Annotated in this window: 15 protein-coding genes and 1 pseudogene; all 16 read right to left on the bottom strand. The window is 59.0% G+C overall.

The annotated features are described in order from the left end of the window. Positions 1–79 precede the first annotated feature (79 nt). Positions 80–3180: pseudogene (locus BK665_RS17990) on the bottom strand (ImcF-related family protein). 260 nt (positions 3181–3440) lie between these two features. Further along, positions 3441–4601 carry a KPHS_23130 family T6SS system protein gene (locus tag BK665_RS17985; protein ID WP_259699622.1) on the bottom strand — a complete coding sequence of 387 codons (1161 nt, stop codon included), beginning with the start codon at positions 4599–4601 and terminating at the stop codon, positions 3441–3443. A gap of 2 nt (positions 4602–4603) precedes the next feature. After that, positions 4604–4864, bottom strand: coding sequence for a PAAR domain-containing protein (locus BK665_RS17980; RefSeq protein ID WP_123407784.1), 261 nt, complete (start codon positions 4862–4864; stop codon positions 4604–4606). 88 nt (positions 4865–4952) lie between these two features. After that, on the bottom strand, positions 4953–5726 hold the full coding sequence (locus BK665_RS17975; protein WP_123407782.1) for a hypothetical protein: 774 nt from the start codon (positions 5724–5726) through the stop codon (positions 4953–4955). Between the two features lie 28 nt (positions 5727–5754). Further along, positions 5755–7800, bottom strand: coding sequence for a Tle2 family T6SS lipase effector (locus tag BK665_RS17970; RefSeq protein ID WP_123407780.1), 2046 nt, complete (start codon positions 7798–7800; stop codon positions 5755–5757). A gap of 516 nt (positions 7801–8316) precedes the next feature. Continuing rightward, the gene (locus BK665_RS17960; protein ID WP_259699621.1) at positions 8317–11163 is read right to left on the bottom strand and encodes a type VI secretion system Vgr family protein; all 2847 of its coding nucleotides are present in this window, start codon (positions 11161–11163) and stop codon (positions 8317–8319) included. A 2-nt stretch (positions 11164–11165) separates the two neighbouring features. Continuing rightward, positions 11166–11423, bottom strand: coding sequence for a PAAR domain-containing protein (locus tag BK665_RS17955; protein WP_123407776.1), 258 nt, complete (start codon positions 11421–11423; stop codon positions 11166–11168). A 3-nt stretch (positions 11424–11426) separates the two neighbouring features. Beyond that, positions 11427–12710, bottom strand: coding sequence for an SEL1-like repeat protein (locus BK665_RS17950; protein WP_123407774.1), 1284 nt, complete (start codon positions 12708–12710; stop codon positions 11427–11429). Further along, on the bottom strand, positions 12710–14521 hold the full coding sequence (locus BK665_RS17945; RefSeq protein WP_123407772.1) for a Tle5 family T6SS lipase effector: 1812 nt from the start codon (positions 14519–14521) through the stop codon (positions 12710–12712). The genes BK665_RS17950 and BK665_RS17945 overlap by 1 nt, the downstream gene beginning before the upstream one ends. Beyond that, positions 14518–17229, bottom strand: coding sequence for a type VI secretion system Vgr family protein (locus BK665_RS17940; protein WP_123407770.1), 2712 nt, complete (start codon positions 17227–17229; stop codon positions 14518–14520). Before BK665_RS17940 ends, BK665_RS17945 begins: the two co-directional genes overlap by 4 nt. Before the next feature lie 2 nt (positions 17230–17231). Next, entirely contained in the window at positions 17232–19889 is a 2658-nt protein-coding gene (gene tssH, locus BK665_RS17935; RefSeq protein ID WP_123407768.1) for a type VI secretion system ATPase TssH, read from the bottom strand. Positions 19890–20040: 151 nt separating this feature from the next. Beyond that, entirely contained in the window at positions 20041–20532 is a 492-nt protein-coding gene (locus tag BK665_RS17930; protein WP_123407766.1) for an Hcp family type VI secretion system effector, read from the bottom strand. Positions 20533–20555: 23 nt separating this feature from the next. Then, positions 20556–22271 carry an OmpA family protein gene (locus BK665_RS17925; RefSeq protein ID WP_123407764.1) on the bottom strand — a complete coding sequence of 572 codons (1716 nt, stop codon included), beginning with the start codon at positions 22269–22271 and terminating at the stop codon, positions 20556–20558. Positions 22272–22278: 7 nt separating this feature from the next. Continuing rightward, positions 22279–22959: a type VI secretion system protein TssL, short form gene (gene tssL / locus BK665_RS17920; protein ID WP_123407762.1), complete on the bottom strand. Its 681-nt coding sequence runs from the start codon at positions 22957–22959 to the stop codon at positions 22279–22281. Then, complete coding sequence (gene tssK / locus BK665_RS17915; protein WP_123407760.1) at positions 22956–24311, bottom strand: type VI secretion system baseplate subunit TssK; 1356 nt, start codon at positions 24309–24311, stop codon at positions 22956–22958. The genes tssL and tssK overlap by 4 nt, the downstream gene beginning before the upstream one ends. Positions 24312–24334: 23 nt before the next feature. Beyond that, positions 24335–25873 (bottom strand): type VI secretion system contractile sheath large subunit, encoded by a 1539-nt coding sequence (gene tssC, locus BK665_RS17910; protein ID WP_123407758.1) that lies wholly within the window; start codon positions 25871–25873, stop codon positions 24335–24337. Positions 25874–25880: the final 7 nt, after the last annotated feature.

The raw sequence follows: 25880 nt of genomic DNA, 5'->3' as shown, positions 1-25880 counted from the left end.
TTTTCAGGTAAAGAGCGGCCCGGCCACCCTCCCCCCATGTCACGCTTTCTAACGCCACTACCGCTCATCCTGTGCAGGCTCATTCAAAGACACCGATCTGCGCATACGGCACTTCTGCGGCGCCCTCATTGAGGAATATCTGCTGGGGCAACTTGAAGCCCCTTAATTTGAGCAACGCCATCGGCCCCGCATCCAGCTCGGTGCGCAAGTGCCAGATCAGGTTCACACCGTCGGGGCCTTGAGCACCATGCGGTAGCGGCTGTCCCCGTCGTCCAACGGCGTGACTTGGGCTTTCTCCAACAGACGGATCAGGCCCCATGTACCCGGGTAGTCGCCAAACAGCCGTTCACCGGCCAGCAGACTGGTCCAGCTCAGGCTCACGCCGGGGTAGTCGCTGCGCCCCGGCCAGCTGAAGCGCTGCCAGCTTTCCTTCTGATTGAAGTACTGGTGCTTGTCGCCGTTGAGGATGAAGGTGGTTTGCACCACATCGCGCACCGGTTTGCCTTGCAACTCAAAGCTCAGGCCCATGCCGCCGTCGGTGTAGAGCACATCGGCCAGGGCGCTGAGCTGGTTGATGGCGCCGAGAAACTGCGGGTTGAAACGCAAGCCCTGACCGTGACGCGGGTCCGCCACCCAACGGTTGCCCTCCTTACGCAACACGCCGCTCAACTGGTGCTGTAGAAACTGCTCGATGCGCCCGGAGTCGGCCCGAATCATCTGCCCCAACATTGGCAAAGACGCGTCGCTGGCGGTTGCGGCAAAGGGGTAGCGGCTGGTGAAGGCTTCGTTCCAATGGCTGACGATCGAGCGCTGCCACTGGCTGTTGAGCCCTGCCGTCGAGGGTTGCAAGACCCGTTGCCAGGCCTGTTCCAGCGGCTGCACAAAAAGAGTCTGCGCCGCTCCGCCCCACTCGGCGCCCAGGCTGGCGGCCATCAGGCTGCCGTAGGCTTGGGTGTCGGTCAGGTCGATCCTGCGCCCCTGAAATACGGTTTGCGCCAGCGTCTGGGTCATTTGCAGCGGATCGGGCGCCGTACTGACTTGTTGCAGCTTCAGACGTACCCGTGTCACCTGAGTCAGGAAGGCCTGGAGAGTCAGGCCGTCATTGTCGTTTTTGCCTTCAGGACCCTTGCCCAACAACGCCAACAGCGGGCCGAAGGTCGCGTCCAACGGACTGCTCGGTAAGTGGACCAGTTGGTCGATTACCGGTGCCTTGTCCTGTCCGATGAGCTTTTGCGCCGACTTCACCAGCGAGTCGGCCAAGGCCTGGGTTCGGGCGCCTGCCTGACCCTGATAGGCCAGGGTATTCATCAGGGCAATCAGCGGTGATTGGCGCACATCGCTCATCAGCGTCAACTGGTCGATCACCTCGTCGAGGCTCCCAGCCTCCTGCCAGCGCAGGCTGTTGAGCAGACTCAGCCAGGCGCTGGCGTAGTCCTGAAAGTAACGTTCGGTGAGACGCTCGCGCAGCCGCTCCGGGCTCAGTCGGGTGTCGAGGTCGGAGGGCTTGTCGCTGAGTACCCAGTCGATTTCCTCGCGCCGCGCCTCGGCGATTTCATCAATAGCCTGGCGCACCTGCCCCTCCCAGGCCTGGCGGGTGAACACACCCGGCACGCGGGCGGCGGTAGCGAACAGCGCCGATGCATCGGTGTCACCCACCAGTTGGGGCAGGCTCAGGTCCGAGTAGTGATTGGCCGCATCATCGAGCAGTTGTTGGTACAGGCTGGCCTCGGCATTACGTTGCCCCAACTGGCCAAGCAGAATCTGCCGGACTTGCGCCACCAGCCTCGGGTCGGCCTCGATCCGCCACGCCGGATTCGCGGCCAAGTGTTCGCCGTAAAACGTCCAGAGGTTGGGCGCCAGGCTTTGCCAGAGCCCAGGCGACAACCCTTCGCGCGTGGGCTCGGCATCGCCGAGGGTCTTGACCAGCAGCGCGGCATCCGCTTTTTCCGGACGCGCCATCATCAAGTAAGCCTTGAGCTGGTTGTAGGCGTCGTGGGCGCGTTCGGCACGTTCAGGGCTGTCCGGAGGCAAGATGAGCAACGCGCTGAGCTGCTGGTGTAGTCGGGTCGCGGCCGGATCACGAATCAGGCGATTGTTGGCCTCGACATAACGCGGCCACAGTGACTCGAGCAACGCCTGATTTTGATTCAGACCAAAACGCTGATACCAAGGCACGCCGTGTGCGGCGCGGTAATCCAGACGAGCCAGCTCCCGCACCAGATCGTTGAGCGCACTCAATTGCTCGTCGCCATTGCCCGGTTGTTGCAACGCCGCCAGCGAGGTCTGAACCTGATCGATCAGTACACGATTGCTGACGAACGACAGCAACAGTCCTGCGCCCCACACCAGCGCCAAACCCAACACCAACGCGTAAGCGACGCGCGTGGCGTTCCAGCCCAGGCGACGATGAGAGAAAGCCTTGTCGCCGAGCACGCCATCCCAGGTCGGAGCGGCTTGCCAATGATGATCGACGGGGGCCTGACTTGCCGCCGACAACGGCAGGCTGAACCACAGTCCTCGCAACCGCACACCCTGGACGTACTTTCCTGACAATGGCACCAGCGCTTCACGCCAACGGGCAATGCCTTCGGCCTGCAGATCGCGGGAAAGGCGAAGCAGAAAATCATGGCCCATCACAGCGCTCACCTGCGCCAGCCCCTCACGGCGCAAGCGCTCCAGCAGGCGAGCCAAACAAGACGCCAACGCCGTCGCCGTCACGCGAGATGGCAGCAGGCAACCGACCGGTTGAACCTTGCGCTTGTCCTGATCCCACTCGCTGTCGCACACCTGCCACAGGTACAGTGGCAACTGCCAGCGCTGTGAACGGGCAAGGTCCCTTAGATGATTGACCCCACGACTCATCGCCCCGTCATCGGCGCTCTGTTCTTTGTTCAAGGCCCAGACCACGCCGTCCAACGCGCGCCAGCGACTCAGCCCAGCCCATCGCTCAAGGAATGCTTGATCCAGCACCGCCTGCGCACTGCCGCCCCATAGCAGCACGGTGTTTCGCCCTTCCAGCCAGAACTGCTTGGCCAGGGTTGGGGCGATGGCTTCGATTTCGGCGGGCTCGCCGACGACCAGAAGCAGGCGGACTTTGCGGCGCCAGAAGTAGCCGTAGCCGCTGCGTAGGTGGTGGCGTAGCTCTGGGAGATGAACAACCGGCTGACGAGGCAAAGCCATCTGTGCATCTGCCGGGGGATAGACCTTATCCGCACGCCACTGCTCGCGGTGGTTTTGACGATTCAGATGCGCCAATAGCCGTGGTGCCAGAAAGCCAACCATTATGATGGTGATGATCATTAAAAAAGCGAACAGCTTGTGGTGACTCTCGACCAACCCGGCTCGATTGCCATACGTCCAGATCGCGCAGCCCAGCGCGGTTACAAGCGTAATGATCCACACTGCTGCCCCCGCGCGGCGCCATGAATTATTCCAAAATTTCATGCCAACTCTCCCGTGGTAACCGTGCTTATCCAGCGCCGCGATTCTTCTCGGGCCAATACCAACAATGGCTTGCGCTGATGCCGGACCATTTCCACACCAAGCGCAGTTACCAGCCAATGACCGAGTGGCCCCGACAGCCCGCACAGACGTTCCTGATTCCATTGCTGCTCCGCCTTGAGCGAAGCACCATGGGCGCCGGATACAGCAAGCATTTTTCCGCTCAGTGGCTGCCAGTCGGCGGCGTCGGCCAACAGACCAGTTGCTAGGCGAGCGCTGACTTGGGTTTGCAGAAACAACGGTAATTCACGGTCCAACGTGCCGATATCCAATGGCATTGGCCGTAACAAGCCAGCCGTTATCGGTAGGTCCAAGACGATCGCCAGACTGTCCGGGCATAGCAGCAAAGCGGCAAGCCCGTCGGAGTAAGAATCCTCACCGTGAACCTGGAGCACCAGGATCAACTCAATGGCTGCGCTCGAAGTCTTCAACGTTTCATCGATCCATCGGTATGACAATTCACCAGCCAAGGCGAGCGTTGCAGGTAGCGTCCGGCTCATCGTGGTGCTCCAGATCTGCTGCCATGCATCGCGCAAGGCTTGGTATTCCTCAGGATCGACATCGCTCAGCAGGGTGACGCGCAGTTCCTGCCCCGCAGGCAACGCATGCAGTGCCGGCACCAATGCCTGGGTCAACATCTGCAACCCAGCTTGAGCGCGCTTCGGCCCTACAGGTAAAGCCGCGATACGCCGTGCTTGCCCTGCACGGGGAAGGAAGTCAAAGAAACCCTGAGCCAATACGCTCGCAGACACCTGATCAGGCAGCAGTACACAACTGGCAGACACTGCCAGGTAGCGCTGCGCCCAACCCTGCCAGGAATGCTGGGCATTTTGCGCCTCCTCCTCCAGAAACTGGTAACGGCTCAGCGCACTCCCGTAGGCATGGGCACGCGCACCGAACGCCAGGATCCAGACCACCCATGGCGAAGCGGACAATGCCCAAATATTAAGCGTACGCAGTAACGGCATCTGTTCGGAGGCATGCAGCAAAAACAGCAGCACGCCGACCAATACCGCCATGATAGCCGCCAATAACCAACGACCCAGCACAGGCGATTTTGGAACTTCCACCACATGAGGTGCCTGACGATCCCAGCCCATGGCTAATCCACCCCGCAATCGGGAGCGCTGGAAATCACTTGGCAGTCGCACTCACAGCGGCAGCCGTTGACCACCATCGCCTGATCCCCCTCAGACCAGTTCGGGCAGCCTTCGACAATTGGGTTATCTCCATGAATCGGGCAACTGACTTCGTCGCCTACCAACGCCACTGGCCGACCATTAACGATCATTGTGGACGAGGCCGATATCACTTCTCCATCGTGGGTGGTTTTATCACCCAACAAAACAAATCCCTGGGACATTCAAGTTAGTTCCAATAATTAAAAACTGGTCAATTTGCACCGCAAAGGCTGGCGAACCAATCAGTAAACGTGGCAAGAAAAATGCACTTCATTTCTTGCTTTGCGCAGCCTGGCGGATGGCTTGCAACTTACGGAAATTCGGCTTGGATTGACCATCTGCCAAAACACTTCCATCGGGATAAGTGAAAGCAGTATGGTTTCCCTTTTTCTTCTCTTTCGGTTGTACCGAGTAAACCAAGAAATCAGAATGCAGAACGGGTTCGAAATGCACCTGCCGAGCCTGTAAGGCCTGATACATCAGATAGATATCGCCTTCACCCGCAAGACTGACTCGTTTGATATATCCGCCTAAAAAACTCTCCTTTACCCAAGGGTAGTAGTCCTTCTTGAGTGTCAAATCCCCATCAACTTCGATATCCGCCCCCCCTTGTGACGAATTGTTGTGATCGAATATCACTACAACACCGCCCCCCGCCCCCCAAGTTACGTTCTCACCAAAACGAGTGGGATCCGCGTAAGTGACACCAAAAGTCACGTTGCTCAAACGCCACTGACAGGCACCGCCACCATCGATGGGCAGCCTGACTTCATAGATATCACTCTGCCCCTGACGCACGGGCTGCATATCGGTACGCTGATAGCCATCGCGTTTATAAGGCTCTCCCCAGGCGTTGCGACTGAAGAAGGTGCAAAGGGTCGAGCGATACATCACCTGCATAGCGCGTGCTTTCAGGTCCTCAGGCACTTTCACGGTCACCGTTATCCGTTCGCTATCAGGCGGTGGGGCCAAGCTAAGATCCTTGGCGCAGCCAGTCACGCTGACAAACAGGCTGAGCAGCACGATAGGCGTTCTCTTGAGCATGGTCTTGTCCTCTATGGCTCTTGCGGGCTTAACCGTAGATTTTTTCGTAATAGGCCTCGGGGTCGGCCACGGCATCGAAGCGCTGCAAGGCCTCCTCGCCGCCTTCGGTTTTCCGGGTAACGCGCAAGGCTTGGCTCAACTGGTTCTGCAGGTCGAGAAATACGCGGTTGCGGGCCAGTTCATGCTCTGGAGTGCTCTCGGCGTTGGCCGTCATCTGCTGTTCGAATTTTTGCCGTTGCGTTTGTCGATCCAGCAACGGCTCGCGCACAGGGTCGATAGATTCCAGCAACTGGTTGTAGATATAGGGGTGGTATTCCGACATGAAGTGATTGAGCACGCCCGTCAGCCGACCTGGTTTAGGGTTGCCATGGGGTGCGAAGAAGCGGGCCCGGCTTTCGGCGCTCAACGAGGTGGTGAAACACTGCTGATCGTACTCGGCCTGTTGGTCGGCGGCCTCGCTCAAGCTGGGCACTAGGTAGAATTTGGTCTTCTCTGGAAGGCGGCGGGCGATGGTGGTGTGATAGGGCGCGCCGAGCCCGTCCTTGTTGCGATACGCCGGGTAGTGCGACCCGCGAGCCTGCCGGTGTTGATCGGCTTTGAAGAACATGGCGATTTCGCCATGATGGCAAAAGGAGTCGCCGTACTTGAACAGCGGGCTGGTGGCCAGCTGAAGCAACGACCAGGTAAATCCCAGGGTTGTTCCCAGCGGTCCATAGAGGTTGTACAGGTAATTATCCAGTTCGGCCTCGGGCGGCACGCTGGGGATCAGGTCGGTATCGTTGACATGACGAAAATGCCTGACCTCGCCTAGGCCCTGCGCGGCCTTGAGGGTAAAGGTTCGCGGCATGCCATAGGTGTACAGCAGGGGATTCTTGTCTTTCAGCGATGCCGCATGGATCAGCCCAAGGGCACCGCCCAGGCTGTGTCCGCAGATAAATAATTCCCTATCAGCGGCTATTTCAGGAATCGTTTCGCCCAGATGCTCGGCATAGAGTCTCCGGGCCACTTCGAACGCATCGCGAAAGCCCAGATGCACATGGCCCTGCGGGGTCAGATCGGCGCAGGGTACCTTGGGCTCGCAGTTTGCCGAAACCTCTGATTTGACTGGGCGAAAGGTCACGTCCGTTGCCAGATCGGTAAAGGGAAAAGTCATCTCGGTGCCCCGCCAAGCCACCAGCACCTGGACGGCACTGATGGCGTAGAACAGCTGGGTATCGCCTTCTGGAGGATAGGCCTGAGTGGTATCCAACGGTTTGACCGTTGTATAGCGATCATCGAAGGGCACGTCCTGGACCAGGCAAGGGCACATCATTTTTCCATCCCAAACCCCGGGGGTGCGGGACAGGTCAAGACATTGCTGTTCGAAAAAACCATCGACGGATCCACGTTCCTTTTTGGGCAACGTGCTGTAAGCAAGAATACTCATCAACCCCAGGTTGTAAGCGTTGGCCAGGCTGTACTCAGACTGGTGGTGCAGGACCAGCGACCAGGCACGAAACGGACAAACCTCCAACACATGACGGCGATCCAGTTCCTCACCGCTGACCGTGAAACCCTTGAATTTCGCGTCCGGGAAGTGATAAGCCGGAAGCAGTTTGCGATCAGCCAAAGGCGGGGCGAAGTCCGGTTCCTTGTCGCACAGTTGGCCGATGCGCAGGTAGTGATAGTCGTGACCCTCCGCTTGAGCCTGTTTCTCAATCGGCGAGAAGCCCGAGCGCTGCGGACCGTACAGTGGAGTGCGGTTACCGATTCCTGGCCGAGACGGCTCGGCACGTACGGCACGCAGGCGACGGGTTTGCAGCAGCTCGGCCAACGGATTGGCCTGCAATTTCAGGGTGATGGGGATCGGGTGCAGCCCCTCAATACGAATCACGCCCTGAGCATCGCTTTGCCCCGGGCATCCGGGGAAGAAGCCCTCACGGATGGCGTCGTTGATCACTTGATAGGGCATGTTCGCCAAGGGCTCGCCCTGCTCGTCCAGCAATTGGAATTCGATCCAATGCTGTTTCTGTTGACCGCCAGTAAAATCCTTGAATGGGTTGAGCGTGTCAGTACGATGATAGGGATAGTTCATGTCAGTCCTTGAAAATTTATATGTGTTGAACAACCATTCAGCCACTGAATTACTATTAAAATGACAGCAACCACAACTAAGAGAAACGCAGCCTACCCCTAAAGAATATTGACAAAAACTTTAACATTTCAGAAAGCAACAACAACGTAATCATCAAGACAGCCGACGTAACACCTACGCTTTTCGAGAACCACAAAACAAAAGACAACGACGGCACGACAAGTATTAATCTGAGCGGAATTTGAGCATAGGCTAAACATGGGGCTTGGCTCGACCCTCGAAAAAACAGATACACTGAAAAAAACATTGAAATATTTAAAATCAACCCAAACAACAAAAACAACACCGCAACCAAGCCATGTTCCACACTTAGCGGTACGAGAGATTGAATGTCACTGTAAAATGGAATCCTCCCATTAGAAAAACCGAGGTAACAGAATCGGGCAATATAAAATAAATCCATAGTCCCCCAGAACAAGAAGATCCATCCTGTCTTCATTTGCCAACCCCCCTTTTTTAATATACGTCATCAGCCATCCCCGGTTGCCAATACCAAGACTTCCCACCTTTAAACCAAGTATCATCCCCCTCCAGGAATGTTTGAGTTATGCGTCGTTCTTCTCCATACCGGCGAATGGCAGATTGCGTTACAAGAACTTCGTAGGCATCCTCAGGCAGAGGTTTCCATACCTGAATTTTGTCGCGTTTAGTGTTCATGTAGTCTTTGCCTTCCGACCCGAAAAGCCGCCCCTCATCGCCCATAGACACGAGTCGATTGATTACCATAAGAGCGGTGTTTTTCAATCCATGATAATCGTGATCAATTGTCACCCAATGTCCTGGACCTGACTCTGGTAATTGTTCCGGAAGTTCAACCTTTAACTCTCCGGGCACCAAGGTATGAACACTCATGGTCTGACCATCCTTGTTGGTCACCCCATTAAACACCTCCCCTTGTTGGGTGGTGATCTGGTAACGGGTGAATGGCATCGGCGCCTGAGCTTCATCCTTCAAGGTATAACCTGCGGAGTAACCCGCCGGCAGCGGTGACGCCGGGGTATCCAGACTTGTAGCCGCGAGTTTTTGCACATGCGAAGCTTTAAGGTAGATATTGCCGGGGGCGCCTATCTCGATTTCGCCGCCCTTCAGGCGGATGTACGCACCACCGCAGTTGAGCACCAGTTCTTCGGGGGCGCTGATTTCCACACGCCCTTCGACGCTTTCGATCTTGATATCGGTCTTTGCCAGAGCGTGGAGATTGGCGCCCTGGGCGTGTAATTCGACCTTGCCTTGAGACGCCTTGAGTTGCAGGTCGGCACGTTGTGCGAACACGCTGACGCCACCCTCGGCGGCAGCAGTGATGTCGTGCCCGGCGCTGATGTCAGTGTTGTGCGCGGCCATAATACCCACACTCTCCCCTCCGGAAGACAGGCATACGGCTTTAGGGCTGAGTACACCAATACCCGCCGGCGCATGTAGCAGAACACCCGGTTGTGCCAACCCCTTGAGTGCCTCAACCAAAGCTAGTTGGCTTCCAGTATCGCTAGGCTTCACTTCAGCGTTACGGGCAGCCTGAGCCAGGGAGCGCCCCAGCGACAACGCACTTTCGAGTTGCTCAATAGCGGCCTCCATATCGAGTTGTTCACCCCGAGCCTGACCCTGTTCATCAGCACTGATAAACAACCCTTTCCCACCACGAATCGCCCCCCAACCATCCGTGCGCAGCTCAAATCCCTCCCCCCGCTTCTTACGCTCGGCATCCACCAAATGCCCCAGATTCAACTGGCTCTTGCCACTGTGCTCAGTACTGAGCTTGACGTGCTCCTGCCCCCGCGTGTCGTCCATGCGCAATTTGTTGTTGGCCGGCGTACGCAGCACGTTGCGTTTGTAGTTGCGCAGGGTCACGTGGTCGACGTGCTGGCTGTCGTGCAGGGCATGGGCGATGTAGGGTCGGTCGGGGTCGCCTTGTTCGAAGGCGATGGCCACTTCGGTGCCGGGAATCAGCGGCAAGTGCAGGCCGTGGGTGTCGCCCGCATAGGGACGGGCCAAGCGCAGCCAGAGGCTTTCTTCACCGGGTTTCCAGCTGTCGCGATCGAACAGGAAGTTCACTCGGTAGCGCCCTTCCAGATCGATATGCGCGTAGGGGTCGTTGGCCTGTGGGCTGGTGACGCGGGCCGGTACGGTGCCGGCGATTTGCGGTTTGGGCAGCAGCGCCGGGCGAAAGCACACGGTTTCTGAATAAGGCATGGCCTGAAAGGTGGCTTCGAAACTGCGATCCCGGGCGGCCCTGGTGGTCAGGCAAGTGATTACCGCACCCGGCGTGAAAGCCTGCGGTGCGCCGCCGGAGACGTTGAGCACCTGCCCCGGTGCCAGGATCGCGCTGCTGCTGATGCCGCTCAGCCGAGCCTGATCGTTGAGGTAACGTTCGTGCCCCAGGCGCGCAAAGAAATAGCCGCTTTCGCTTTGCAGGTCTTCGTCCTGGGCCTGGGCATCGCCGAGCACGCGGTACGGTTCGGCGTAGTGGTAGGCCTCGCCGTAAGTGGTGGTCGCGCCCCGACTCTGGTCGATCGCACCGCTCAGGTGCGCGCTGGCGTCGCGGTGCTGGTAGGCGCGGATATGCACCTGTTGCTCGACCACTTTGTGGCTGGATTGCAGTTGCCACACCGCGTCCTGCCCGCTGCTGACCAGCCCGGATAGCGGGCGATACGGCAGCTCGACGTCGAACTGGTAGTGACGCTGGTCGTCGCAAAATTCGACGACGTCGATGCTCAGGCGCTCATCGCTGGTGAAGCGATACCAGATACCCACCTCGGCCAGCAGACGAGCAATAAAGCTCAGGTCGCTTTCGCCGTATTGCATCACCTGCTCGCGTTTGGGGTAGTCGCGTTGCAGGCGAAAAAGAAAGTCCTGGCCTTCAAAACCATGGCGGCTGCGCAGGATGCTTTCGACGATCTCCGGCACCGACTGATGCTGATAGAGGCGGAACTGCTGGCCGCGATCGAGTAACGCCAGACGCGGCTGCAAGGTGATTTGATAGCAGGCTTCGTCGTTGGAACCGGACTGCCGCTTGAAGCCAGTGACGACGCCGTGCAGCGTACGCAGCGGCTTGACCTCGGGCGTGCTCAACCCTGTGAGGGGCACAGTTTGCGGCGCGGCGCGCAGGCTGAAACTGGCGTCCTGGCCCAGCAAGGCGTCGGCGGGCAGGTCACGCTCGGTGCAGGTGAATTCCACGCGATAGATGAAGGGTTGACTCAAGCGTTCCTCGCCTTCAAACGTCAGAACGTCGAGCAGGGCTTCGACGTTGCGCACATTCAGGGTGTGCCGGCTGTGGTCGAAAACGGTATGCAACCCATTAGGCAACATGGCTAGCTCGCACTCGCTTCGGGCAGTGATGAAATCAAGGTGCAACCGCAGGCGCAGCGATGCCCGTGAAAGGCCACCGGAATACCGCTGTCGTGAAACGTTGGGTGCCCCTCGGCAATCTCTGTCCGACCATGGATCAGGCAATCTACCGGGTCGCCCTGGCGAGCGACGCCAATACCCCTGAATACCATGACGGTGGAACCCGATAGAACAGTGCCGTCGCGGTTCGTTTTGTCGCCGATGCGAATGATGTTTTTCATGGCTTACCCCAACAGTTGCCATTCGATGTTTTCCTCACCGACGGTGATTCTGTCGGGCAGCAGGAAACGGATGTCACGCCTCCGGACGTTCAGGGTGGGCATGAGCTGATCCTTCTCGAAACGGCGCACGTCACCGCGTGCCAATTCAAAGCCAGGCGAGCCAATTACACGTATTGCCTGCCAGTAGCCGGTCTGCGGACAGGCCTGGCCGCTGAAGCAAGTGGGTGCCGGGTAGCTGACCTTGATGAACGCGGGGGAATCAGGCGTGGGTTTGCCGGTCGCGGGCTCAAGCAGCTTGGCCTTGGCCAAGCGCTGGATCAGCGCTTCGCTCGGTTTTGGCGGCGGGATGTTGGCCAGGCGTGCTTCCAGCCATTGCAGTTTGCCGTTCCAAGCGGGCAGCTTGGCCGGTGGCAACGGGAGAATTTCGTTGATCTCGGGGACTTTGGGGTCAGCATATGAGTATCTTGCGAGCACCCTCCAGATGGTTTTATAGCGTTCAGCGCGCTCAAGGTCTGCCTGTTGGGCGAGGTAATCGGACCTATTGGAGGGAAGTGGGCCGCGAAAGGCGTCATCCAACCAGCCAGCAGAGCCTTCATCACCTGCCATCACTCCCATCTGAAATGCCTCGACCGCCTCCCGATACTGCCCCTTATTTTTGAGATTGACAGCTAAGTCGGAAGCCGCATCGCCATGCCCCTGTTCGGCTGCACAGCGGCGCATCTGCTGGGCAACATCCGGCGCAATGTCGATGGGGGCGAGCTTGTCCCCCAGAACGTACTGGGCTTGGGCACTGCCCTGATCAGCCGCCGTGCGGTAATAGCGCAGGGACATTTCCGGGTCCTGCTTCAACCCGGCTGAGCCGTTCTTCAGGAACAGGCCGATAAAGTAGTACCCGGTCGCCACATTCGCGTCGATCAGTTGCTGGCTTAGGTGCAGGTGCTCCGCACCACGGAGCTTGAAGTGGCCGCGCATAGTGCCGTTTTGCAGGTTGATATTGGCCTTGTAATGACCGTTCTCGGCGGCGATGCGGTACAGGCGTTCGATCTCCATGTCGACCGCCTTGTCCTGTTTGAGCTGGTTGTTCTTCTGCAACCAGCGCGCGTACAGGAACAGCTCATCGGCCTCGGCGGACGGCGCAGGGATCTGCTCGTGTACACAAGTAAACGCCAGATTGGTTTTGATCTCGGTAAGCGGGTTCAAGGGCGTGTCCTTCGTCGGAAAAGTCAGTGCACTGCCAGTGCCGCAAGCAGTCAACAGCAGGCTTGAGAGCAAGAGAGTCAGACGCATCAGTCGAGGTCCTTCAAGGTCTTTTCGCCGTAATAGAATTCGACGAGCGGAGCGTCGGGCGTCAACTTGTTTGACTGGAAGTCTTTGTTGTCCTTGATGATTTTCTGCCAAGCCTTGAACGCCGCCTCCGGATCATCCTGCGCCCCCCTCTTATCTGTATGCAGATTCCATAACCGGCGCCGCATGGCCTGAGTCACACTCATCCATTCATGGGCAATGTTCAGCTCACTGTCCACCTGCATGCTGCGGGTGTTGATGTTGGCCGAGCCGTGGGTGGTGAACACGTCATTGACGATCATCAGCTTGGAGTGGATGTACACCGGCATCCACGGCTTTCCGGCCGGCGAATCTGGGGCAACCAGCGAGCACAGGTGGACTTTCAAACCAGGCACCTCCTGCGGGCGAATCGTACTGTCCTGGATTTCCTGGGTTTGCTGATCGAGCTCGGCCTGCCTTTTAGCCAGTTCCATCTGCCCTACGTGATCGCGCGGATCAGGTCGTGGCCGGGGTGGGGCATCTTCTTTTGCCTGTTTGATGAGCCGCAGCTTCGTCACCTCGGGTATGGTCTCGGCGCGGCCAAGGCTTTCGAGCATGCGCTGGGTGTTCACAGTGCCCGCACCCATGCCGTCATTAGTCGCGTTGGTGATCACGAACAGGTGCAAGGCGCCATGCAGGCCCGGATCACGCCCTTTGCGGGTCTGGACTTCCGCCGCGTTTTTGATGGCCTCGGCCAACGGCGGCCAGCGAAAGTACTGGTTCTCGATGTAGATGAACTGGGTCGCGTTGTTGACCGCCTTAAGGTAGAGCTTCTCAATATCACGCTTGCCCGCTTGCGCCTGGGTGCGCACAAGTTGGGCCAACTGCCGGGTGGCGCCAGGAGTGCATTGCAATTGTGGCCCAACCTGTTTGGCCTGGCGCAGATTGAGTAAGTCCTCGCCGGTTTCCTTGAGCCAGGCGGAGGCGAAGTTATGGTGTAGGTGTTCCAGAATCGGCCCGCTGACTTGGCTGGAAATATCTTGCCGTGGAGTGTGACCACGCGGGCCACTGTTGGGCGCAGGCTTGCTGCCTTCGACGCGGTTCAGCGCCGAGTGGTGGTCAGTGTCCCAGTACTCGTCGAGCATGTTGTGGCCCATGACAAAGCCAACGGCGCTATCCGGCAATTCATAGTCTACAAGGACACTTTTTTGATGATGCGTAACGGTCCACTTAAGTGTGCTCCGCATTTTTCCACTGATTTTCGGGTCGAGACTTTCATGTTTCACCTCATCGGCAATCCTGGACCTTTCATCCAAGCTGAAACCGCGACTGACGAACAGGGGAATCCTGTCCGCTGCTCGATGAGCGGCCTTACCGTCCGCAACCGCACAGTCGGAAAACCACTGGCGGTCAGCGTCGTATTGCGCCTGGGTAGAACTCTGCAGCGCCCGATCCTTGATACGAACCGTACCTTTACCGGGCAGGTTCGCCTCGCCCGCGAAGCCTGCAGAGTTGAGCGGCATTTCCCATCCCAACACGCGAACCTTGACGCCTTCTTGAGCCTTGGTCTTAAGCAGCGCGCCAATGCTCGGGGCACTGCCGTCGCGGATAAAGTACATTGAGGGCTGAAATCCCCAGCAGATGATATCGATGGATTTCTTGGCCTGAGCGATAGCCAGGTGCACGGCTTCGAAGGCTTCCTCACCGTTGATTAACGGTTGATAGGTTGCCGCCACAGGGTGGTACTCACTGTTTTGCACATACCAGGGCGACGTACAGGTCGCCTGCTGGGTGTGTTGCAAGGCGATGGGTACAACGATGTCGGGTTGAGTCATGAGATTTTCCCTTCCTGGTCATTGATTACACTCATCACTGCGGCGTACAGGGCACGTTGATCCGTGTGCGATGTGGGTTGGCTGACCTCGGTATCCGTTTGCGAGAGATGGTTGTGCAAACCACCATTGGCCAGGGTCGCTTGCTCGGCATTGCGATAATCGCTGGGCACCGGTATCTGGTAGCTGACTCCGTTGGCCATCTCCATTCGATACTGCTGGGTCACCACCTCGTGATCGATTAACACTTGCCCGGTCTTGTCCAGCACGCCCTGCTTGAGCACTGCGCCGTCGGCGTAGAGTGTGTAGGGCATGCCTGTCCAGCCTTGACTGGAGGCATTGGGGGTTTGCGGCACGCTGAACCGCAACGGTTGTTTGGACAGACTCTGTGGATATTCTGGATGCGAAGCCCCCATGCTAGCTGGCCCCAGATAGTCGAAGTGCGCCGACTTGATGTTGTAGTCCCCCAGGGTCCCTGACTCGATGCCGCTCTGATCGAGCGTGATGTAGCTGCCACCGGCATTCAGGATGATTTTCTTTTTCGCGACGATGCGGATTTCATCTTCGGTGCTGATGATCTCCAGGCCATGGCGAGCCATCAGTTCCAGCGTGTCGTTTTGCGCCTGGACTTTGACCGGCCCCTGGTTGGCGATGAGCTTGATGCCCAGCTTGCGTACGAACAGACTCAACCCCTGCCCTACGCCCATGAACAACTTCTTGACCACGCTGATATCGGCGTCGGCACCGGCGTTGATCATCAGGTTGTCTTGCGCCGCCAATTGCAGGTGTTTGCCGCTGGTGAGCGCCATTCCCTGGGGGGCACTGAGCAACAACACGGCGGCTTTGAGTTCGTCGAGTTGCTCGCGCATGAACGTCACTTGCGCTTGCACGCAAGCTGGGGTGGCGTGGGCCGCCTGGGCATCACTGGAAAGTCCTTCCAGTTGATCGCCCGCCTTCTGTAAGCGCCCTATAGCCGCCGCCATTTCGAGGGCTTGGCCTTGGGCCTTGGATTGCGCATCAGCACTGATGAACAATCCTTTACCGCCACGAACCGTTCCCCAACCATCCGTGCGCAGCTCAAACCCCTCCCCCCGCTTCTTACGCTCGGCATCCACCAAATGCCCCAGATTCAACTGGCTCTTGCCACTGTGTTCAGTGCTGAGCTTGACGTGCTCCTGCCCCCGCGTGTCATCCATGCGCAGTTTGTTGTTGGCCGGCGTACGCAGCACGTTGCGTTTGTAGTTGCGCAGGGTCACGTGGTCGACGTGCTGGCTGTCGTGTAGGGCGTGGGCGATATAGGGGCGGTCCGGGTCGCCTTGTTCGAAGGCGATGGCCACTTCGGTGCCGGGAATCAGCGGCAAGTGCAGGCCGTGGGTGTCGCCCGCATAGGGACGGGCTAGGCGCAGCCAGAGGCTTTCTTCGCCGGGTTTCCAGGTATCGCGATCGAACAGGAAGTTCACCCGGTAGCGCCCTTCCAGATCGATATGCGCGTAAGGGTCGTTGGCCTGCGGGCTGGTGACGCGGGCCGGTACGGTGCCGGCGATTTGCGGTTTGGGCAGCAGCGCCGGGCGAAAGCACACGGTCTCTGAATAAGGCATGGCCTGAAAGGTGGCTTCGAAACTGCTATCCCGGGCGGCCCTGGTGCTCAGGCAAGTGATTACCGCACCCGGCGTGAAGGCCTGCGGTGCGCCGCCGGAGACATTGAGCACCTGCCCCGGTGTCAGGATCGCGCTGCTGCTGATGCCGCTCAGCCGAGCCTGATCGTTGAGGTAACGTTCATGCCTCAGGCGCGCAAAGAAGTAGCCGCTTTCGCTTTGCAGGTCTTCGTCCTGGGCCTGGGCATCGCCGAGCACGCGGTACGGTTCGGCGTAGTGGTAGGCCTCGCCGTAGGTAGTGGTCGCGCCCCGGCTCTGGTCGATCGCCCCGCTCAGGTGCGCACTGGCGTCGCGGTGCTGGTAGGCGCGGATATGCACCTGTTGCTCGACCACTTTGTAGCTGGATTGCAGTTGCCACACGGCGTCCTGCCCGCTACTGACCAGCCCGGATTGCGGGCGATACGGCAGCTCGACGTCGAACTGATAGTGACGCTGGTCGTCGCAAAATTCGACGACGTCGATGCTCAGGCGCTCATCGCTGGTGAAGCGATACCAGATACCCACCTCGGCCAGCAGACGAGCAATAAAGCTCAGGTCGCTTTCGCCGTATTGCATCACCTGTTCGCGTTTGGGGTAGTTGCGTTGCAGGCGAAACAGAAAGTCCTGGCCTTCAAAACCATGGCGGCTGCGCAGGATGCTTTCGACGATCTCCGGCACTGACTGATGCTGATAGAGGCGGAACTGCTGGCCGCGATCGAGCAACGCCAGTCGCGGCTGCAAGGTGATTTGATAGCAGGCTTCGTCGTTGGAACCGGACTGCCGCTTGAAGCCAGTGACGACGCCGTGCAGCGTACGCAGCGGCTTGACCTCGGGCGTGCTCAACCCTGTGAGGGGCACAGTTTGCGGCGCCGCGTGCAGGCTGAAACTGGCGTCCTGGCCCAGCAAGGCGTCGGCGGGCAGGTCACGCTCGGTGCAGGTGAATTCCACGCGATAGATGAAGGGCTGGCTCAAGCGCTCCTCGCCTTCAAACGTCAGGACGTCAAGTCGCGCCTCGACGTTGCGCACATTCAGGGTGTGACGGCTGTGGTCGAAGAAAGTCTGCAATCCGTTGGGCATATTCACACTGCCACCGCGACGGACTGAGCCGTGCCCTGAACATCGGTGAAATGCAGGCTGATCCCTTCAGCGGTGCAGTAGCCCAGGCGCACGCCCTGAGTACGCCGTTGCGCCGCCCGACGCTCAAGCAATTGTTGGCTGAGTACCGGCAGGATCTGCTCATTGAGCAGGCTGTCGATGTTGCGCGCCCCGGAGTCGGGTAACAGGCAGGCGGCCACCAAGGCCGCGTTCAGCGCATCGTCAATCTGGCAATCCAGGCCGTAATGACGCTGCAGACGCTTGCCGACCTGGGCGAGTTTGATGGCGACGATGCGCGTGAGGGCATCGGCTTTCAGAGGGCGATAGATCAGGGTCTGGAAGCGTGCCAGCAGCGCCGGTTGGAAGTGTTCACGCAGGATCGGCCGCAGCCGTTCATGCAGCACGCTGTCCGGGGCATCAGGTTGCTCCTGCAAACAGCTTTGCAGCAGGTCGCTGCCGAGGTTGGAGGTCATGAGAATGACGGTGTTGCGAAAGTCGATCTCGCGCCCTTCGCCATCGCGCATAAAACCGCGATCAAAAACCTGATAGAACAGATTCAGTACGTCGCTGTGGGCCTTTTCCACCTCATCGAGCAGCACCACGCTGTAGGGCCGCTGCCGCACGGCTTCGGTCAGTACGCCGCCCTGGCCATAACCGACATAACCGGGTGGCGAGCCTTTGAGTTGGCTGACGGTGTGGGCTTCCTGGTACTCGGAAAAATTCAGGGTGATCAGCGATTTTTCGCCACCGAACAGGCTGTCGGCCAAGGCCAATGCGGTTTCGGTTTTACCGACGCCGCTGGTGCCGACCAGCAAGAACACGCCGAGCGGCGCCTTGTCATCGGTGAGCCCGGTCTTGGCGGCACGCAAGCGCTGGGCCATCGCGCTCAGAGCCGGCGCCTGGCCAATCACGCGCTCGCCCAATTGCTGCTCCAGCATCAAGAGATTGGCCTGTTCATCCTTGAGCAAACTGCCCAGCGGCACTCCGGTCCAATCGGCAATCACTTCCGCCACGCATCGGGCGTCGACATCCAGAGACAGTAACGGCCGGTTGCCTTGAATGTCGCTCAATCGCCGTTGCAACTGCTCGCAGATATCTCGCCGAGGCGGCTGCGCCTGGCGTGCATCAATCAGTTGCTGAGTCAGGTCCAGCTCTTGCTGATACTGCTGTTCCAGATCGATGTGCTGGCGCTGCAGTTCAGCGTGTTGGGCCGCGATCATCGTCAAGCGTTCATCGGCGCTGCAGCCACCCAGCCCCTGATCCTGTTCCAGCGCGTGACGCTCCAGTTCCAAGGCCACTTGCCGGGCGCTGAGGCGAGTCAATGCCTGTGGCTCGCAGTCCAGGCTCATGCGGACCCGGGCGCTGGCGGTGTCCAGCAGGTCGACCGCTTTGTCCGGCAGTTGGCGACCGGTCAGGTAGCGCCGTGAGAGCGTGACCGCCGCCTGCACCGCCGCATCCTGTATATGCACGCCGTGATGCTTGGCGTAGCGTGCCTTGAGACCACGCAACATCAGGCTCGCGTTGGCATCATCCGGCTCATCGACCTTGACCATCTGGAAGCGCCGTTCCAGGGCGGCATCGCGCTCGAAGTATTGTTTGTATTCGCTCCAGGTCGTCGCGGCGATGGTGCGCAACTCGCCACGGGCCAAGGCAGGCTTGAGCAAATTGGCCGCATCGGCACCGCCGGCCTGGTTGCCGGCACCGATCAGGGTGTGGGCTTCATCGATAAACAACAGCACCGGATTTTCAGAGCGCTGCACGGCGTTGATCACGTCTTTCAGACGTTGTTCGAACTCGCCTTTGACACCGGCACCGGCCTGCAACAAGCCCAGGTCAAGGGTGCGCACACTGACCGACTTCAGGCTGTCCGGCACCTTGCCCTGGGCGATGCTCAACGCCAGTCCTTCAACCAGTGCCGTTTTACCAACCCCAGGCTCGCCGACCAGGAGCGGATTATTCTTGCGCCGGCGACTGAGGATATCGATGACCTGGCGGATTTCGTCGTCACGGCCAAACACCGGGTCGAGCGTCCCTTCTGCGGCCTTGGCGGTGAGGTCCTGGGTGAATCTGTCCAGCACCGCCTCATCCTTGGTAGCACTGGTTGGCAGCATGGCGAGTTCACCGGAAGACTCAGCGGCGCGGTCCCAAACGGCTGAGACCTGCGACTCGGGGCGCTCTTCAGAGGTTTGATCCAGCAACACCATCAATCGCTGCAACTGAGCCTCACTGAGGCTGAGCAACGGCCATGCGGCTTCGCACGCCAGCAAGTCAGGTGTTTCTATCAACGCGCTCAGCAGGTGCACAGAGCGCAGGCTGTCGTTGTTGTCATCCAGCGAGGCACGCAACCAGGCATTTTTGATCAGTTGCTGCAGCGGGTCCGAGAGTTGCGGCTTGCTCTGCACACTGCGTGGCAGGCGATCGATATGTTCGATCAGTCCGTGCCACAGCGTCTCCAGATTCCATTCGTAGCGACGCGCGATCACGATCAGATCACCTTCACCCTGCCCCAGCAACTTGAGCAGCCAGTGCTCGATGGTGATCTGCGCATGCGCACGGCTTTGGCACAGCGAGGCCGCCGCACTCAGCGCCTGGGCGCAATAAGGGTTAAGACGGCGAAGCAATCGGGTGGAGTTCTGTGCCATGCGGTTACATCCTGGTTCTGGGATCTGGGTGTGTCGTCGACAAGTCAGTGCGGATGGAAACTCGATGTGTTTGGCTGAACGCCCGCGCACGGACGCTCAATCCTGCACACCGGGAAGCAGCAGGCGAACGCGCGCCTGCTGCCGATCCCCATCAAGCGCTTTGGCGCTCGCTCCAGGCGTCGGAATGGATGATGTTGCCGTCCTTGTAGGTCCAGATGACCTTCTCGTAACGCAACTCGATCTGCTCAAGATGGTTGTGTTTTTCTTTACTCTGATCTTTGATGTCGTGCATTTTCGGCGCGACTTTCACCACCTTGACGTTTTCCAACCGGGTGATGAAGTACTCGACTTCCTGCCCGGCATCGTCGATGCGATACCACTTGAACTCGGCGCTCTTGAGGGTCTGACCGGAGGTCACCGCCTTATAGAGATACGGGCTGGACGCATCGATTTCCTTGGAAAACAGAAACGGGGTATGAACCCGCGTACCGGTCAACTTGCCGGTGTTGTTGTCGGTGGGGATGTACAGGCTGTGGTCCTGGGCGACCACTTCGATGCTGCCTTCGCGTTTTTGCACGTCCACCGAACCTTTGATGGCGGCGCCACCATCGTCTTGCAGCCAGAGGTAAACGGGAATTGCCATGTGAAGCTCCTTTTCTCGAAGATCTAAACGTCGCGGGATGCGACGGGAGGTTGCCTGTCCGGCCCAGCGGTCGGGAGCGCACAGGCCCCGTCCTCCGGCACCAGACGGATATCGACGCGGCGATTGGTGGCACGCCCTGCCTCGGTGTCATTGCTCGCAATCGGCTGGCTGGCGCCAAAGCCCTGCACCGCAAAACAACTGTCGGGAATGCCGCCCATGTGCTGCATCCAGTCATGCACGGCGCTGGCTCGGGCGTGGGACAACCGAAGGTTGTTGCCGGCGTCGCCGGTGGCATCGGTATGCCCCGCAATAACGATCAGCCAGCCCGGTTGTGCCTTGATATCGACCAACGCATTGATCAGGACTTTGGTTGAATCCGGCTTGAGTTGAGCGCTGCCGGTTGCGAACAGCGACAAGCTGTCCAGCCGCACAGGTCCGGCAATTCCCGTGGACAGCGCTGCTGGAGGCTCAACATGTTTGGCCAGCACCGCGAGCAACGGCGCGCGCAGACGCTCGCCGCGATACAGGCCCAAACCAAACGCCAGGGGTTCACCGTGGCGGTAGTAGGCATCCAGGCGCCGGGCGTCTTGACGCAGTACGGTCACGGCCTCTTCGCGCCGAAGAAACTCGCGTTGATCACGATGGGCCGGTTGCGCGATGGCGGCATAACGATGCAAGTCGTCAGTGATCTGGCGCACCAGCAAAGTGTTCTGCCACGCCGAGCTGGCGAGTGCGACGACACCCGCTACCGCGAACAACCACATCGCAGCAACGCTAGCGCGCTGTAACGGAGAACGCAGCGGGCGGAGCGGCAGCCGATTGAGCAAAGGGTCCGGGAACGGCAAGACCGCGTCCGCCACGATCGGCCTGTTGTCAGCCAGCGCCACCTTGCTGTGCAACCATTGCTGCCACAGGTTCATCTTCACGGCCTGCGGCAGTGCCGGTACCAGTTTGACTGCGCAAACCGTGGCCAAACCAGGCGCGTTGCGAATGGCGAGGTGTCGCAACACTGCGTCATTCAGCCAGGCCACCACACTGTTCAGTTGGATACTGGCGTGCATTCGGGCGGCTTGGAGGGAGGAGTCAGCGGTTTGTCGCTGCCACTCGGACAAACTCACGCATGCCCCCTCGTCAGACACTCGCGCGTCGGTCTGGCCGCAGTCCCAACTGAACCATGGCTCTTCGCCGTGCAAGGTTTGCAGGTAGCTCACCAGTAACAGCGGCAACTCGATCCCGCGCTTGCGTGCCACGGTAACTTGGTGGCTGAAGGTGCGCACCTGACCGCCCAGTACACCTCCGTCACTGTGTGCGCCTGGGTTGACGATGAGCATCACGCTGAGTTGCCCGCCCCAGCCGGGACGCAGAGCCAGGAGGCCATCGCTGACGGGCACCAATTGATTCAGGCTCGGCACGCGCACATAGCAACCTTGCTCGGTCACACGCAGGACGACCTGATCCTCGGAAACCGCACCGAAGAGTCCATCCAGGCCATCACCACAGGTCAATACGACCGGCTTCCGAAACGACGCCGCAGGCAAGTTCTTGAGATCGACCAGCCCTAGCGATCCACGTTGTTGCGCGGCATGGCGGTTCACCAGAACACAGGCCAGCAACACAGCGCACAGCGTGGTCAGCCCCGCGATGGAACGTATCCAGGCAGTGAGCGGCAGAATGACTAGCAAGGCGAGGACCAGTGCACCCACCCACAGCCAAAGCGCTCTTTGCAGTGTGAGAGTCATCCGAGCCTCACGATTGATCAGGCAAGAGCGAGGCAATCGCACTGCTCAACAGATGATCCATGGCCCACCATGTCGCCGCGAGCAACAGCACCACTGCCAGCCCATGGATCAGTGGTGATCGCAGCCAGGCCAGGCCTGCAAACAGGTCGCCATTGCCCGACTGCGTTATCAGGCCTTGGCTGGCCTTGAGTGGCGCCACCTGCGCATTGAGCGCCTCCACTAATTGCTCACGCTCGGGGTCAGCCAGATCGCTGTAACGACCGCGAAAACCCAGCATCAGCACCCGTTGGAATGCCGTCAGTACCTGGCGATCCGGCGCGGGCTCGCGCAAGACTTCACGCATGTCCTCATACAGAAATTCACCCGCCTGATGGCGATTGAAAAACCGGGCTTGCAACGGCTCGCTAGCCCAAGACGCGTGAGCGTCACCTTTGGCACAGGTCAGCACGGTCTCATCGAGCAACGCGCATTGAGCATGGCTGATGTGATCGATGCTGCGCTGATTCAGGCCCGACAACTTGAGCCGCTGCCGCACCTGCTCCACCTGATCTTCGCAAAACTGCCACAGGTTCAGGCTGTGCTGCACCGAGGCGCCCTGGCGTAACTCAACCACTAACAGGTAGGTGTCCTGCAACAGGGCATCGATGTCCACTGCGGCGTTCTGTGCTTTGGAAGCGGTCAGGTTCATGAGCGCAGCACCGCGAACAGTTCAAGTTTCACGTCGGCCAAGGTGCTTGGGACGTAGAAAGCGCAGACCCCTTCGTCCAGCACTGCCCGCCCCTTGGCATGAGCGAGATCAAGCACGAAGTATTGATTTTCCAGACGCAACGGAATCGCTGCCGGCACATGGCTGAGGGACTGCAGCGGAACACCGTCGAGCGCCGCGTTGACCAGGTAATCGACAGCGTCAGGCGTGCCGATCTTGCACAGGCGCGGAAACTGCTCCTGCAACTGCGCCGCCGGTAAACGGCAGCGCACCGACAGATAGAAATCAGCACCATCAGGCTCACGCAAGCGAGGGTCATTCAACCGGACCTGCCAACGATTGGCTCCTTGCTCCTCCAGAACCAAGGCAATGACCCGCGACGGCAGACTGGCTTCCAGCAACAGGGAGATGGTGTGCATCAGCGGCGGGAACACTGCCTCCAACGACTCGTGGCGATAACCCGGAACTTTGTCGAGATCATGTTCCAACGAGAAGGTCAGCAGGCTGCCGGCCAGCTTGATCAGCTCCTGGTAAACCTGCTCGGGGTGCCGCGCGGGAAACTCCCGTAGATCCGCCAATACAGGCTGATAGGTATTCAAGGCATTGAGCAGCCAGAACAACGACACATCGGCCACGGCAAAGTCAGCCATGCGCTGGTTGCTCTCCCGACGCATCCCCATGAGCCTTTGCCGTTTGGTGGATAACTGCGTCAACAGGTTTTCCAGCTGATTCATCAACCCAGGGTGCGCAGCAAAGCTCAGCAGTGGCGGCACATAGGCCGGGTCGAGGCTCCAGGCACCCTGCCCATCGCGCACCAGACGCGCGACCGGGCACGTCATGTAATCCGCGTTGTCGTCATGCTGCCAACGCAGGCTCAGCGCATGCTCCAACACGCCGATCGATTGCACCTCGTCCGCATAGATGTCCTGGACCTCGCGCCACGATTGACGATAGCGCGTCGGTCGATCGGCTCTGCCACTTTCAAACAGACAGTTGTTGCCGTTGGCCTGCTCGAGCGGCAAGGCCAGGTGCACGATCACTTCCTGATCATCGTCCACCCGCAGAAGCCTCAGCTCCAAAGCGCAGGGCAAGCGGTCTACCTGTTCAGTATCGATCCACGTACCGTCGGGCATCCGCACACGGAGCTGAGTCGCCTTGAGTTTGCCCAGACGCAAAGCCTGCGGGTCAAACCCCACTGCCTGAACTCCCCAAGGATGTGCCAGGGTCAGATACGCGAGCTGCTCGTTAGCCCACGTCTCCCAGCGCGCCTGCTGCTGGAACTGTTGCGGCGACAACAGCGCCCCGGCGGCCCATAGCGGGCGATCGATTTTCATGACGACGTTTCCCTACAACCGAATCAGGCTTTTGCCTTGGGCATCTGCGAAACCAGCGACAGGTTCACGTCCATGCCCTCGACCTGGAAGTGCGGCACGGCGTACAACTTGACCCGAAAGAAACCGGGGTTGTCCTCGATGTCTTCGACCGTCACCTTTGCATCCCGCAGCGGGTGCGAGGCCTGCAAGTCATCGCCCGGGTCAGTCATTTCGGTGACCAGCCCGCCAATCCACTTGTTCAGCTCCAGCTCCAGCAACCGACGGTCTTTGGTAGTGCCGATGTTTTCGCGCTGGATCAGCTTCAGATAATGGGCAATGCGTGAGAGAAGGAAGATATAAGGTAGGCGCGCATTGATCCGACTGTTGGCAGTGGCGTCAGACGTATCGTAAAGCGCCGGTTTCTGCGCCGAGTTGGCCGAGAAGAAACACGCGTAGTCGCGGTTTTTGTAGTACGAAAGAGGAATGAAGCCCAAGTTGGCGAATTCGAATTCGCGGGTTTCCGGGATCATCACCTCGGAAGGAATCTTGACCTGATTGCCGGTGCCCAAGTCATACAAATGGATCGGCAATTCGGTGACCGCCCCACCCGACTGCGGCCCACGAATCTGCACACACCAGCCATTGGCGATGAAGCTCTTGACCATGTTGGCCGCGAAGGCAAACGAAGCATTGGTCCACAGGTATTTGTCATGATCCGGCCCCTTTACGCTTTCAATGTAATTGAAACTGCGCACGGGAACGGTGTCAGGCCCATAGGGCAAGCGACCCAGGACACGCGGCATGGTCAGACCGATGTAACGCGCGTCGTCACTGTCACGGAACGCTTTCCACTTGATGTATTCGGCTCGTTCAAAGTAGTTACCGATGTCCTTGATCGCAGCCACCTCCTCCATGGAGGATTTGCCAAAGAACGCCGGACCGACGGAACCAATAAATGGCATATGGGCCGCTGCAGACACCTTCGAAATATTGCGCAACAGGGCGATATCCTGAGGACTGCGGTCGAATTCGAAGTTAGAGATTGCCGCCGCAATCGGTTCGCCACCCGGGGTGTCGTAATCCTGCGTGTAGGCGTGGAAATACAAGCCGCTCTGAGCGATCTCCGGCGCGTCCTCGAAGTCCTGCACCAGGTGATGCTTGCTGATATCCAACAGCTCTACACGGACGTTCTGACGAAAATCGGTCTGATCAATCAGCGACTTCACCCCACGCCAAGTTGACTCGACTTGTTGAAAGTCCCGATGGTGCATGATTGCATCCAGTTGCTGACTGATCTGCATATCCAATGAAGCGATATGTTCGTCCAGCAGAACCTTATCCAAACGCTCAATCTTTTGTGGCGATTGTTTAAGTAACTTCAAAAACACACTAACGGCAGCCGTCACCCGTTCATCGACCGAAACCTCGGACAATGCCTCCGAATTCTGGAAAGCATCAATGCCTCCCAGCTCAGCAACAGGGTTCAGATTAATCTTGTTAAACAGAGCGCCATAAACACTTTCGCGATCTTCAGACAATACGGTAGCGCCGCGCAATTGCACGCTGGAGTTTTCTACGGACATGATTGAA

This window comes from Pseudomonas frederiksbergensis, from assembly GCF_003732665.1.
GTDB lineage: Bacteria > Pseudomonadota > Gammaproteobacteria > Pseudomonadales > Pseudomonadaceae > Aquipseudomonas > Aquipseudomonas frederiksbergensis_G.
Note: the sequence above shows the minus strand (reverse complement) of the source record. Positions and strands in the feature narration are given on the sequence as shown.